Here is a 12,604-nt window from a genome sequence, read left to right as displayed (position 1 = left end):
GCGCGGTCGGCCGCTCAGCGCTTGCGATCGGCCGCGCCGAACATGATGTCGTCCCAGCTGGGGACGCTCGGTCGGCCCTTCGCCCTGCGTCGTGGCGTGGTGGCCGACCCGTCGTCGGCCGGGACCACCTCCGGACCGTCCACGACGTCGTCGCCCCCGTCCGTCGTGCCGGGGGCGTCCTGCGGAGGCTCCGGAGGGGCCTCGGCGTCGACGGCCTCCGGCTCGTCGTCGGGCACGGGCCCCGCCAGCACCTCGTCGTCGGCGAGCTCGTCGTCCTCGAGGTCGACCACGTCGTCGTCGACCGGGTCGCCCTCGTCGTCGGTGCCGAAGAACTCCTCGAAGCTGACCTCCTGCGGGTCACCCCGGCGGGCGTAGGCCAGGTCGGGGTTCTCCTCGTCGTGGAGGTCGTCCTCCTGCGGCTCGCCGACCGGGGTCGGCAGCTTGGGAAGACGCAGACGACGGCGTCCGCCGCGGCCCCCCTGCCGTCCTGCGCGTCCGGGAGTCTCCTCGGGCTCCTCGTCCGGCCCGCCAGGTTCCTCGTCCGGGCCACCGGGCTCGTGGCTCTCCTCCTCCGCAGGGTGGACGGGGGAGGGCGCCTCGGGCGCCGAGCCGCGGGGATGGGCCGCCGGCGGGTCGCCCATGGTGTCCGGGTCGAAGCGCAGGTCCTCCAGCGGAAGGACCTCGTCGGGCATCGCCTGCTGACCGGGCACGTGCGTGGCGTCCCCCTCGACCGTCTCGGGCCGACGGGTCCGGCGGCCGCGCCGCTGCCGCCGTTCCCGCATCGTGGCCATCAGGTCGGCCGTCTCGTCCTCCGCCGTGCTGGGCCCCAGCAACGGGTTGCCGGCCAGCCCCCCGGGAAGGGCCTGCTCGTCCTCGCTGAGCCACCGGGCCTCGTCGTCCAGCGCCTCGATCGACCGGTCCGACACGGAGTAGTGCCAGACCGCGCGCCGCTCGCGTCCCCCGGCCAGGAAGGTCACCTGGACCGTCCAGGGGCCGTGCGCCTCGGTCCGTGCGGCGTCCCACCCCACGTCCTGCGGCTGCACGCCGCGGGCCTGCAGGCGCTCGCGGACCCTCCGCTCGAGGGTGTGGGACCCGTCGGTGCGACCGGCGGCCCGCACGTGCGCGACCTTGGCCAGCCCCACGACGTGCTCGCGCTCGGCCAGCACCGGACCCTCGAACCGGCGCACCCGCGCCAGCTCCCACCCGGTGCCGGAGGCGACCTCCTCGGCCGTCTGTCCCGCCCGGATCATCGACTGGACCTCCCGCGGCGTCGCGGCCGCGGTCGTCCCGTGCTCGGGGGAGGGGTGGTGCGGACGGGCGCGGAGCGCCGCGCGGAGACGGTCGTCGACGGTCACGACGTAGTGCGTCTGGTCCTCGCCCACGAGAACGAGACGTCCCCCCTCGTCGAGGTCCTTGAACTGCAGCTGCTGCATGGTTCACCACTGTGCCATCCCGGGCGTCGGCCGGGGCGCAGGGCACGCCGCCGCACGCCGCCGCCGACCCGCCCGGCGGATACGCTGTGGGCGTCATGCTGACCGCCCCCGCCGATCTCCGGCTCGCCCTCGACCTCGTCGGGATCTTCGCGTTCGCCATCTCCGGCGGGCTCGTCGGCGTGCGTGCCCGCCTGGACCTGTTCGGGGTGGCCGTGCTGGCCTGGGCCACGGGTCTGGGCGGCGGCATCCTGCGGGACCTGCTGCTCGGCGACGTGCCCCCCGTCGGCATCAGCGAGCCCCGGTACATCATCACGGTGCTGCTGGCGGGATTGGCGGTCGTCGCGGTCTACCCGGTCGTCGTCGACCTGGGACGCAGACGCCCGCGGCTCCGGCTCGGCGTCATCGGCCAGGCCGTGAAGTACCTCGACGCCGTCGGGCTGGCGGTCTTCTCCGTCGCCGGTGCGCTGAAGGCCCTCATCCTGGGCGCGCCGCCCCTGGCCTGCATCGTCGTGGGCGTCCTCACCGCCGTCGGCGGGGGTGCGATCCGGGACGTGCTCGTCGGCCAGGTGCCCGAGGTCCTCCGGCGCGAGGTGTATGCCGTGCCCGCGCTGCTGGGCGCCTCCACCGTCGTCGTGGCCTCACGGCTCGAGGTGCTCAGCGTCGCGGTCGTGTGGGGGGCCGTGGCCCTCGTGCTGGGCCTGCGCATCACCGCGATCGTCCTCGACCTCCAGGTGCCCACCCGGCTGCACCTGCCCACCCTGCCCACGGTCCGCCGCGGACAGGACCGCCGACCGGCGCGACCGCATACCGTGCGCCGGCGCGAGGGTCCCGCCGGGCCCGCGACCACGGACCACCGTCCCCCCGACCTGCCCGCCCGCACCGACGGGCGACCCTCCGACCACCTCCCCCCACCTCCCGAGGAGAGCTCCCGATGAGCCAGCCCACCGCCGACCCGTCCGACCCCGGCCGCCCGATGCCCGACGGCCTGGCACCCGAGCCCGTGACCCCGGGAGGCGGCCCCGTCGAGCCCGCCGCCGGGACCGGGGGGACGCCCGCCACCGCCGCCGAGGACGAGGTCGTCGCCGAGCTCGAGGAGAGCCTCGCCGAGGCCGAGGAGCACGACCTGTTCCCCTACCAGGCGGTCGTGCTCACCTCGTTCGGCGGCCCGGAGGCCCCCGAGGAGGTCATGCCCTTCCTCCGACGGGTCACCGGCGGGCGCGGCATCCCGGACGAGCGCCTGGCCGAGGTCGCCGAGCACTACCACCACTTCGGCGGCAAGAGCCCCATCAACGACCAGAACCGGGCCCTCGTGGCCGCGCTCCAGGAGGAGCTGCAGCGGCGCGGGCTGACCCTGCCCGTGCTCTTCGGCAACCGCAACTCCGAGCCGTTCCTCACCGACACCGTCCGGGATGCCCACGAGGAGGGGATGACGCGGCTGCTGTCGATCACGACCAGCGCCTACTCCTGCTACTCCTCCTGCCGGCAGTACCGCGAGGACATCGCCGCCGCCGTCGACGCGCTGGCCACCGAGGGCCGGACCGTCGACGTCGACAAGATCCGGCAGTACTGGAACCACCCCGGCTTCTCCCGGGCCAACGCGCGCATCGTCACCGAGGGCGCCCGCCAGATGATGGAGCGCACCGGGGTCGCCCCGCACCTGGTCTTCGTCACCCACTCCCTGCCGCTGGCGATGGACGAGACGTCCGGACCCGGCGACGAGGAGGGCCACCTCTACTCCCGCCAGCATCTGGAGCTGTCCGCCGCGGTCGCCGAGGAGGTCTCGGCCACGCTCGGCACCGAGCTCGGGCACGACCTGACCTACTGCTCCCGGTCCGGCCCACCCTCCCAGCCGTGGCTGGAGCCAGACGTCAACGACCACCTGCGCGAGCTGGCCGGCCGGGGGGTGCGGCACGTCGTGCTCGCCCCGATCGGCTTCGTCTCCGACCACATGGAGGTCGTCTTCGACCTGGACACCGAGGCCGTCGAGACCGCCGAGGAGCTGGGCCTGGACCTGCTGCGGGTGCCGACGGTGGGCACGGACCCCGAGTTCGTCTCCGGCCTGGTCGACCTGGCACTGGAGCGGGCGGCCGAGGCGCGTGGGGGGCAGCCGGTCCGGCCGACCTGGCCGGGGGAGCGGCCGCGGCCCTCGACCTGCCTGCCGGGGTGCTGCCCCAACCTGCGGGTCGACCGGCGCGCCGCCTGCGGGATGGACTGACCGTGGCCGAGGACGCCGCCGACCGTCCGTCCGCCCCCGACCCCTCCGTCGTCCCCGAGCAGGAGCGGGCGGCGCTCGAGGAGCTCGCCGTCCGGATCGCGGTCGAGGCGGGACGGCTGGTGCGCGACGAGCGTCCCCGCGCGGTCGACGTCCACCGGACCAAGTCGACCGACCTCGACGTGGTCACCCTCATGGACACCCGCAGCGAGGCGCTGGTGCGCCGTCGTCTCGCCGAGGCCCGGCCCGACGACGGCGTGCTGGGGGAGGAGGAGGGGGTCACCGGCGGCACCTCGGGGCTCACCTGGGTGGTCGACCCGATCGACGGGACGGTGAACTACCTCTACGACCTGCCGGCGTACGCCGTCTCCATCGCCGTGGTCGTGGGCGACCCCACCCGGCCGGGGGCCTGGAGCCCGGTGGCCGGTGCGGTGGTCGCACCCCGCACCGGCGAGGTCTTCTCGGCCCGGGCCGGTGGCGGCGCCCGCCTGCGCCGGTCCGACCCGGCCGGCGACCACGCCGACGAGGCCCCGGCCCGGTTGCGCGTCAGCGACGTGCGGGACCTGGCAGGGGTGCTGCTGGCGACCGGTTTCGCCTACGACCGGCAGGTGCGCGAGGACCAGGCGCGGGTCGTGGCCGACCTGCTGCCCCGGGTCAGGGACGTGCGCCGGCTGGGTGCCGCGGCGCTGGACCTGTGCCACGTCGCGGCCGGCCGGGTCGACGCCTACTACGAGGTCGGGACGCACGCGTGGGACGTCGCCGCCGGCGCCCTCGTCGTCGCCGAGGCCGGGGGCGTGGTCACCGGGCTCGGGGCCGACGACCCGCCCTCGGAGACCATGGTCGTGGCCGGGGGACCGGCCGCGCACGCCACCGTCCGGGCCGAGGTCGAGCGCCTGCTCCGGCGCGGCTGAGCGGCCGACGCGGGGGCTGTTGGCGCGGAGGCCCTCGATAGGGCACAATCCGCCCGACACGCACGTGACGGTCGAGCGCCGTCGTCGGGCACAAATCCGGCGGCCCGTGCGTTCTGCACCGCTGACGACGCATTCCGCCGGAGCCGAGGAGGACGAGGATGGCGACCGACTACGACGCCCCCCGCAAGAACGACGACGAGCTGAGCGAGGACTCGCTCGAGGAGCTCAAGGCTCGCCGCAACGACAAGTCCTCGGGCAGCGTCGACGTCGACGAGACCGAGCAGGCCGAGGGCTTCGAGCTGCCGGGGGCCGACCTGTCCAACGAGGAGCTGTCGGTGCACGTGCTGCCCCGTCAGCAGGACGAGTTCACCTGCTCGAAGTGCTTCCTGGTGCACCACCGCAGCCAGCTGGCCAAGGAGGTCGGCGGGCTGCCGGTCTGCACCGAGTGCGCGGCCTGAGCCCGACGGGTCCGCCCAGGACCCCGACCGGCGCCCGCGCGCACCCCGAGGGTCCCGACGCCTCGGCCACCACGGTGGCCGGGGCGTACCCTCGAGAGCGATGAGCACACTCCCTGCGCCCCCCGTCGTCCCCGTGCTCCTGCGCCGGTTGGACACGGAGCTGCCCGTGCCCTCCGCCGCCCGTGCGGACGACGCCGGGGTCGACCTGCACGCCCGGGAAGGGCTGACCCTGGCCCCGGGCGAGCGGGCCCTGGTGCCGACCGGCGTGGCGCTGGCCCTGCCACCGGGGCACGCGGGCTTCGTCCACCCCCGGTCGGGGCTGGCGGCCCGGCACGGGATCACCGTGGTCAACGCGCCCGGCACCGTGGACGCCGGCTACCGGGGCGAGATCCTCGTCAACCTCCTCAACACCGACCCGCAGGTCCCGTTCACCGTGCGCCGCGGCGACCGCATCGCCCAGCTGGTCGTGCAGGAGGTCGTGCGCCCCGTCTTCGAGGTCGTCGACGAGCTGCCAGCCTCCGAGCGCGGCGAGGGCGGCCACGGGTCCACCGGCACCTGGGGTGCCCGCGCGACCACGACCTCCCCCGTCCCCGACCCCGACCCGAAGGACTGACCCGCCCGTGGCACTGTTTGGCAAGAAGCGCGAACGCCTCTCCGACGAGGACCTCCTCGCCGAGGACGAGGTCGTGGAGACCTCGGTGCGCCCCGAGCCGGCCGACGGCGAGCCGGGGGTCGACCGGGAGTGGGACCGGGCCGGCGACGGCCCCTACGACATCACCGAGTGGTCCGCGCTGGACGGCCGCCTCGACCTGGGCGCGCTGCGCCTGCCGGCCCAGGCGGGTATGCAGATGCGCCTGGACCTGGAGCAGGGCTCCGGGCGGGTGGTCGGGGCCACCCTGACCTTCGGTGCCTCCCAGGTCCAGCTGCAGGTGTTCGCCGCCCCCCGGACCACCGGCCTGTGGGACGAGCTGCGCCCGGACATCGCCCGCGGGATCGTGGAGGCCGGTGGGGCCGCGGAGGCCGTCGACGGCGTCATGGGCAAGGAGCTGCGCGCCCGGATGCCCGGTCGGGCCCCCGACGGCCGGGTGGCCTTCCAGCCGGCCCGCTTCCTCGGGGTGGACGGACCCCGATGGTTCCTGCGGGTGGTCGTCAACGGGCCGGCCGCGGCCGACGACGCGCAGCTGCGTCCGATCCTGGCGTTCGTCCGCAGGGTGGTCGTCCGGCGGGGCGAGGAGCCCCGTCCGCCGCGCGAGGTGCTCGAGCTGACCGCGCCGGCCGGCCTGCTGGAGGCCGCGGCCAAGCAGGCGCAGGCGCGCAAGGAGGCGGCCCAGAAGGCCGGCGCGGCCAAGGCCGCCACCCAGACCCAGCTCCTGCGCACCGCCGACGCGACCCGCCTCACGGGCATCAGCACCCGGCCCGGCGGCCAGCCCGGGTCCGGCGGCCCGGCGGCACCCCCGGCGGCCCCGTCCTCCAGCCAGGCACCCGCCCCGGCGCCCGAGGGCGGGCGTCACCGCGCCCCCTCCGGCGACCCGCAGCGCGCCGACACCCCCCGGGCCCCGATCAACCCCGACTTCCGGTGACCGCACCCGACGTCGAGGCCACCGTCGAGCAGGTCATCCGGCAGCGGATCGGCGACGCGCTGGGCGGTTGGTACGGCTCCCTGGAGACGGCGCTGCCGACGGTCGCGTTCGTCGTCACCTGGCTCGTCGTCGACGAGGTGCGCACGGCCGTGTGGGCCGCGGCCGCGGTCCTGCTGCTGCTGGGCGGCATCCGTCTCATGGTCGGGGGGTCGTGGCGCTTCCTGGCCTCTGCCGTCCTGGCCACCGCGCTGGCCGCCTTCTTCGCGCTGCGTTCCGGCCAGGCCGAGGACGCCTTCCTGCCGGGGATCCTGCTCAGCGGGCTCTACCTCGTCGGGGCGCTCGTGTCCATCCTGACCCGGTGGCCGCTCGTCGGGTTCGTCGTCGGGATCGGCGATCCCGAGTACGCCCAGGACCCGACCGCGTGGCGCCGCGACCGGGGGCTGGTGCGGGTGGCCTCCCGGCTGACCTGGGTGCTCGTGGCGCTCTTCGCGCTGCGGGTCGCCGTCATGCTGCCGCTGTACCTGGCCGGGGAGGTGGCCCTGCTGGGGGTCGCCAAGATCGGCCTGGGCTGGCCGGCCTACCTCCTGGCCGTCGTCGTCATGGGCTGGCTGCTGGCGACCGGACGGACCCCGCAGACCGACGACGGGACGGGTGCCCGCACCACGCCGGGGGCGCTGCCGTGACCGCGGACCGCCCTCCGGGGCTGGCTGTCGGCGACGAGGTGGTCGTCGACGTCGGTGCGGTCGCGCACGGCGGGCACTGCGTGGCCCGGCACGAGGGCCAGGTCCTCTTCGTGCGGCACACCCTGCCGGGGGAGCGGGTCCGCGCCCGGGTGACCGGTCTGGGACCCCGGGGCAGGTTTGCCCACGCCGACGCCGTGGAGGTGCTCGAGGCCTCCCCCCACCGGGTCGCCCCGCCGTGCCCCTACGCCGGGCCGGGCCGGTGCGGCGGGTGCGACCTGCAGCACGTCGACGTCGCCGAGCAGCGTCGGCTCAAGGCCGCCGTCGTCCGTGAGCAGCTGGCCCGGCTCGGCGGCGTCGCGGACGTCGACGTCGTCTGCGAGCCGGTGCCCGGGGACGAGGAGGGCCTGCGGTGGCGCACCCGCGTCGAGTTCGCCGTCGGCCCCGACGGGGTGGGGCTGCGACGGCACCGCTCCCACGAGGTCCTGCCGCTGAGGGACTGCCTCATCGCGGCCCCCGGCGTCGTCGGCACAGGCGTGCTGGACCGGGCCGCGCCCCGCGGCGTCGCCGCGCTGGACGTGGTCGCCCCCTCGGTGGGGGACCCGGTCGTCGTCCCTCTCGTCGCCGGGGACGAGGGGGCACGCGGACGGGGTGGTGGCCGCCGTCGCGGCGGCGGCGGGCGACGGGCGCCGCATACCCCTCTCCGTCCCCGGGGGCCGGCGCCCACGGTGCAGGAGCAGGTGGGTCCGGACCGGTATGCGGTCTCGGCCCGGGGGTTCTGGCAGGTGCACCCGGGTGCCGCCGCCACCTTCGTCGAGCAGGTGCTGGACTGGCTGGACCCGCAGGAGGGGGAGAGCGTCCTCGACCTCTACGCCGGCGTCGGCCTCTTCGCCCGGCCGCTGGCCGACCGGGTCGGGTCGCACGGGTGGGTGCTGGCCGTCGAGGCCGACCGGGGCGCGGCGGAGTCGGCGACCGGAAACCTCGGCGAACGCCCCTGGGCGAGCGTGCTCGCCTCACCCACCGAGCGCGCCGTCGCGGACCTCGTCGCCGCGGGGGAGCGGGCCGACCTGGTCGTGCTCGACCCGCCGCGGTCGGGCGCCGGGGCGAAGGTCGTCCGCGGGATCGCCGCGCTGCGACCCCGTGCGGTGGTCTACGTCGCGTGCGACCCCGCCGCGCTGGCCCGCGACGTGCGGACCGCGGCGGAGGAGGGGCTGGAGCTGGTCGAGGTGCGTGCCCTCGACGCCTTCCCGATGACCCACCACGTGGAGACGCTGGCCCTGCTGCGCCCACGGCCCACCTGACGGGCCCGGAGGGCATACGGCAGGATGGGGGGCGGACGGTGGGCGTGTCGAGGTTTGCCCGCGCCACGGCCCGTGAGATATCTTGACGTCAAGATAAATAGCCGCCGAGCGAAGGAGCGAGACGTTGAGCACGAACCCGAACAGCTTCGGTGCCAAGGGCACCCTCGAGGTCGGTGACCAGAGCTACGAGATCTTCCGCATCGGCGGGCTCGAGGGTGCCGAGACGTTGCCCTACTCGTTGAAGGTGCTGCTGGAGAACCTGCTGCGCACCGAGGACGGCAAGAACATCACCGCCGAGCACGTCAACGCCCTCGCCGGCTGGGACCAGGACGCCGAGCCGGACACCGAGATCCAGTTCACCCCGGCGCGCGTCATCATGCAGGACTTCACCGGCGTGCCCTGCATCGTCGACCTGGCCACCATGCGGGAGGCGATGGGGGACCTGGGCGGCGACCCGACGAAGATCAACCCGCTGGCGCCGGCCGAGCTGGTCATCGACCACTCGGTCATCATCGACGTCTTCGGGCGCCAGGACGCCTTCGAGCGCAACGTCGAGATCGAGTACGAGCGCAACGGGGAGCGCTACCAGTTCCTGCGCTGGGGCCAGACCGCGTTCGAGGACTTCAAGGTCGTCCCCCCGGGCACCGGCATCGTGCACCAGGTCAACATCGAGCACCTGGCCCGCACCGTCATGACGCGCGAGGTCGAGGGCCAGCTGCAGGCCTACCCCGACACCTGCGTGGGCACGGACTCCCACACCACGATGGTCAACGGGCTGGGCGTGCTGGGCTGGGGCGTCGGCGGCATCGAGGCCGAGGCGGCGATGCTCGGCCAGCCGGTCTCGATGCTCATCCCGCGCGTGGTGGGCTTCAAGCTGTCCGGCTCCATCCCCGCCGGCGCGACCGCGACCGACGTGGTGCTGACGATCACCGAGATGCTGCGCGACCACGGCGTGGTCGGCAAGTTCGTCGAGTTCTACGGCGACGGCGTCGCGGCGGTGCCGCTGGCCAACCGCGCCACCATCGGCAACATGAGCCCCGAGTTCGGCTCCACCTGCGCGATCTTCCCGATCGACGAGGTCACCCTGGAGTACCTGCGCCTGACCGGCCGCTCGGACGAGCAGGTCGCCCTCGTGGAGGCCTACGCCAAGGAGCAGGGGATGTGGCACGACCCCGAGGGCAACGCCGAGGCGCGCTACAGCGAGTACCTCGAGCTCGACCTGTCCACGGTGGTGCCCTCCATCGCCGGGCCCAAGCGCCCGCAGGACCGGATCGCGCTGTCGGAGTCCAAGCAGCAGTTCGCCGCCGACCTGGAGAACTACACCGAGGGCGGGGTGACCGTCGAGAGCGACGTCGACCGCGAGCTCGAGGGCACCTTCCCCGCCTCGGACGCCCCCTCGCACGACGCGCGCGACGACGACCACGGCAACGGACACCCGCACCACGCCGAGCACGTGGGGCCCGAGATCGAGCGCGTCAGCCACCCGGTGGAGATCACCATCGACGACGAGCAGGCCACGATCGACCACGGCCACGTGGCGATCGCCTCGATCACCTCCTGCACCAACACGTCCAACCCCTCGGTGATGATGGCCTCGGCCATGCTGGCCAAGAACGCCGTCGAGAAGGGCCTCACGGTCCCGCCGTGGGTCAAGACCTCGATGGCCCCGGGGTCCAAGGTCGTCACCGGCTACTTCGACAAGGCCGGCATGTGGCCCTACCTGGAGGCGCTCGGCTTCCACCTGGTCGGCTACGGCTGCACCACCTGTATCGGCAACTCCGGCCCGATCATCGAGGAGGTGTCCGAGGCGGTCAACGAGAACGACCTGGCGGTCGTCTCGGTGCTGTCCGGCAACCGCAACTTCGAGGGCCGGATCAACCCGGACGTGAAGATGAACTACCTGGCCTCCCCGCCGCTGGTCATCGCCTACGCCTTGGCCGGGACGATGGACTTCGACTTCGACAACGAGCCCCTCGGCCAGGACCAGGAGGGCAACGACGTCTACCTCAAGGACATCTGGCCGGCCCCGGAGGACGTCGAGCGCACCATCGCCTCCTCGATCAGCCGGGACATGTTCACCGAGGACTACGCCGACGTCTTCGCCGGCGACGAGCGCTGGCGGTCGCTGTCCACGCCCGAGGGCGACACGTTCGCCTGGGACGACGGGTCGACCTACGTGCGCAAGCCCCCGTACTTCGAGGGCATGCAGGCCGAGCCGGCGCCCGTGGAGGACATCTCCGGGGCCCGGGTGCTGGCCAAGCTGGGCGATTCGGTCACCACCGACCACATCAGCCCGGCCGGCGCGATCAAGGCCGACAGCCCCGCGGGCAAGTACCTCGCCGAGCACGGCATCGAGCGCAAGGACTTCAACTCCTACGGCTCGCGCCGCGGCAACCACGAGGTGATGATCCGGGGCACCTTCGCCAACATCCGGCTGAAGAACCAGCTGCTGGACGGGGTCGAGGGTGGGTTCACCCGGGACTTCACCGCCGGTGGCGAGCAGACGACGATCTACGACGCCGCACAGAACTACGCCGCCGCCGGGACGCCGCTGGTCATCCTGGCCGGCAAGGAGTACGGCTCCGGCTCCAGCCGCGACTGGGCCGCCAAGGGCACGCGCCTGCTGGGCGTCAAGGCCGTGATCGCCGAGTCCTACGAGCGCATCCACCGGTCCAACCTCATCGGCATGGGCGTGCTCCCGCTGCAGTTCCCGGCCGGTCAGAACGCCGACTCGCTCGGCCTGGACGGCACGGAGACCTTCTCGATCAGCGGGGTCACAGCCCTCAACGAGGGGTCGGTGCCGCGGACGGTCACCGTCACCGCCGAGAAGGAGAGCGGCGAGACGGTCGAGTTCGAGGCCGTCCTGCGCATCGACACCCCCGGCGAGGCGGACTACTACCGCAACGACGGGATCCTGCAGTACGTGCTGCGCTCCCTCGTGGGCAGCGCCGCCTGACGTCACGGAGCGGCCCCGAGCGGGTCGCCCGCCACGCCCGACGCCCCCGTCGACCACCCGGTCGGCGGGGGCGTCGGCGTGCCCGGCCTCCGCGCACCGACCGAGGGCCTCCCGGCTGGACGTCCGAGGGAGAGGTGCCCTAGACTATGTGACACGTCACGCATTGAGGAGCCGTCATGACCGACCCGACCACCACGCCCGCCACCGTCCGGCAGGACCGGCTGGCCGCCGACACCGCGATGGGCCCGGTGACCCTCGAGGTCGCCGACCTGGCGGGGATGACCGCCTTCTACCGCGACGCCGTCACCCTGCAGGTCCTCGCCGAGGACGGCGACGTCGTCACCATGGGCCGGGGGAGCACCCCGGTCGTCGTCCTGCGCCACCGCCCCCAGCTGCGCCACGCCGCCCCCGGGTCGGCGGGGCTGTTCCACACGGCCATCCTCTTCCCGACGCAGGCGGCCCTGGCGGCCGCCGTCGCCTCGATGGCCCAGGCGCGGGCGCCCTACACCGGCAGCGCCGACCACCTGGTCAGCAAGGCGTTCTACTTCGACGACCCCGAGGGCAACGGCATCGAGCTCTACTGGGACCGCGACCGGACGCAGTGGAGCTGGGTGCACGGCCGCGTCGAGATGGACAACCGCTTCCTGGACGCCGACGCCTTCCTGCGGGAGCACCTGACCCCCGAGGGGCTGGAGCGGCCGGACGCCGGGGCCGCCGTCGTCGGCCACGTCCACCTCTCCGTGGGCGACGTGGGCACGGCCCGCGACTTCTACGTCGACACCCTCGGCTTCGACACCACCCTGGAGTGGGGCGGCGCCGCCCTGTTCGTCAGCGCCGGCGGCTACCACCACCACATGGCGATGAACGTCTGGAACAGCCGGGGGGCCGGCCGCCGCTTCCCGACGCTGGGCCTGGGCCAGGTGGACATCGAGCTGCCGACCTCCGACGACGTCGGCGCGCTGACCGAGCGGATGCGCCACCACGGGGTGCAGAGCGCCGACGACGGGCGCACGGTGACCTTCGAGGACCCCTGGGCCAACCGGCTCCACGTCCGGGTCGCCGGGGCCTGAGCG

Annotated in this window: 11 protein-coding genes; 10 read left to right on the top strand and 1 reads right to left on the bottom strand. The window is 74.3% G+C overall.

The window, feature by feature from the left end:
• Nucleotides 1-14: 14 nt before the first annotated feature.
• On the bottom strand, nt 15-1,433 hold the full coding sequence (gene sepH / locus FJR00_RS11620) for a septation protein SepH (protein ID WP_141338886.1): 1,419 nt from the start codon (nt 1,431-1,433) through the stop codon (nt 15-17).
• A gap of 95 nt (nt 1,434-1,528) precedes the next feature.
• On the opposite strand from sepH, the gene FJR00_RS11615 reads away from it, so the two are divergent.
• The 10 genes from FJR00_RS11615 to FJR00_RS11570 all read left to right on the top strand — a co-directional run bounded on the left by FJR00_RS11615 (nt 1,529) and on the right by FJR00_RS11570 (nt 12,601).
• Nucleotides 1,529-2,368: a trimeric intracellular cation channel family protein gene (locus FJR00_RS11615; protein ID WP_141338885.1), complete on the top strand. Its 840-nt coding sequence runs from the start codon at nt 1,529-1,531 to the stop codon at nt 2,366-2,368.
• Nucleotides 2,365-3,648 carry a ferrochelatase gene (locus FJR00_RS11610; RefSeq protein WP_238330457.1) on the top strand — a complete coding sequence of 428 codons (1,284 nt, stop codon included), beginning with the start codon at nt 2,365-2,367 and terminating at the stop codon, nt 3,646-3,648. The genes FJR00_RS11615 and FJR00_RS11610 overlap by 4 nt, the downstream gene beginning before the upstream one ends.
• A gap of 2 nt (nt 3,649-3,650) precedes the next feature.
• A complete protein-coding gene (locus FJR00_RS11605; protein WP_141338884.1) occupies nt 3,651-4,556 on the top strand; it encodes an inositol monophosphatase family protein in 906 nt (301 codons plus the stop codon).
• Between the two features lie 158 nt (nt 4,557-4,714).
• On the top strand, nt 4,715-5,014 hold the full coding sequence (locus FJR00_RS11600) for a DUF4193 domain-containing protein (protein WP_075956822.1): 300 nt from the start codon (nt 4,715-4,717) through the stop codon (nt 5,012-5,014).
• Between the two features lie 100 nt (nt 5,015-5,114).
• On the top strand, nt 5,115-5,627 hold the full coding sequence (dut, locus tag FJR00_RS11595) for a dUTP diphosphatase (RefSeq protein ID WP_141338883.1): 513 nt from the start codon (nt 5,115-5,117) through the stop codon (nt 5,625-5,627).
• 7 nt (nt 5,628-5,634) lie between these two features.
• Nucleotides 5,635-6,594 (top strand): DUF3710 domain-containing protein, encoded by a 960-nt coding sequence (locus FJR00_RS11590; protein ID WP_181409611.1) that lies wholly within the window; start codon nt 5,635-5,637, stop codon nt 6,592-6,594.
• The gene (locus tag FJR00_RS11585; RefSeq protein WP_075956825.1) at nt 6,591-7,277 is read left to right on the top strand and encodes a DUF3159 domain-containing protein; all 687 of its coding nucleotides are present in this window, start codon (nt 6,591-6,593) and stop codon (nt 7,275-7,277) included. Before FJR00_RS11590 ends, FJR00_RS11585 begins: the two co-directional genes overlap by 4 nt.
• Nucleotides 7,274-8,575 carry a class I SAM-dependent RNA methyltransferase gene (locus FJR00_RS11580; RefSeq protein ID WP_141338881.1) on the top strand — a complete coding sequence of 434 codons (1,302 nt, stop codon included), beginning with the start codon at nt 7,274-7,276 and terminating at the stop codon, nt 8,573-8,575. Before FJR00_RS11585 ends, FJR00_RS11580 begins: the two co-directional genes overlap by 4 nt.
• A 124-nt stretch (nt 8,576-8,699) precedes the next feature.
• Nucleotides 8,700-11,531 (top strand): aconitate hydratase, encoded by a 2,832-nt coding sequence (locus tag FJR00_RS11575; RefSeq protein WP_141338880.1) that lies wholly within the window; start codon nt 8,700-8,702, stop codon nt 11,529-11,531.
• Nucleotides 11,532-11,707: 176 nt separating this feature from the next.
• The gene (locus FJR00_RS11570; RefSeq protein ID WP_141338879.1) at nt 11,708-12,601 is read left to right on the top strand and encodes a VOC family protein; all 894 of its coding nucleotides are present in this window, start codon (nt 11,708-11,710) and stop codon (nt 12,599-12,601) included.
• Nucleotides 12,602-12,604 lie beyond the last annotated feature (3 nt).

The organism is Ornithinimicrobium kibberense (assembly GCF_006519705.1).
Taxonomy (GTDB): domain Bacteria; phylum Actinomycetota; class Actinomycetes; order Actinomycetales; family Dermatophilaceae; genus Ornithinicoccus; species Ornithinicoccus kibberensis.
Note: the sequence above shows the minus strand (reverse complement) of the source record. Positions and strands in the feature narration are given on the sequence as shown.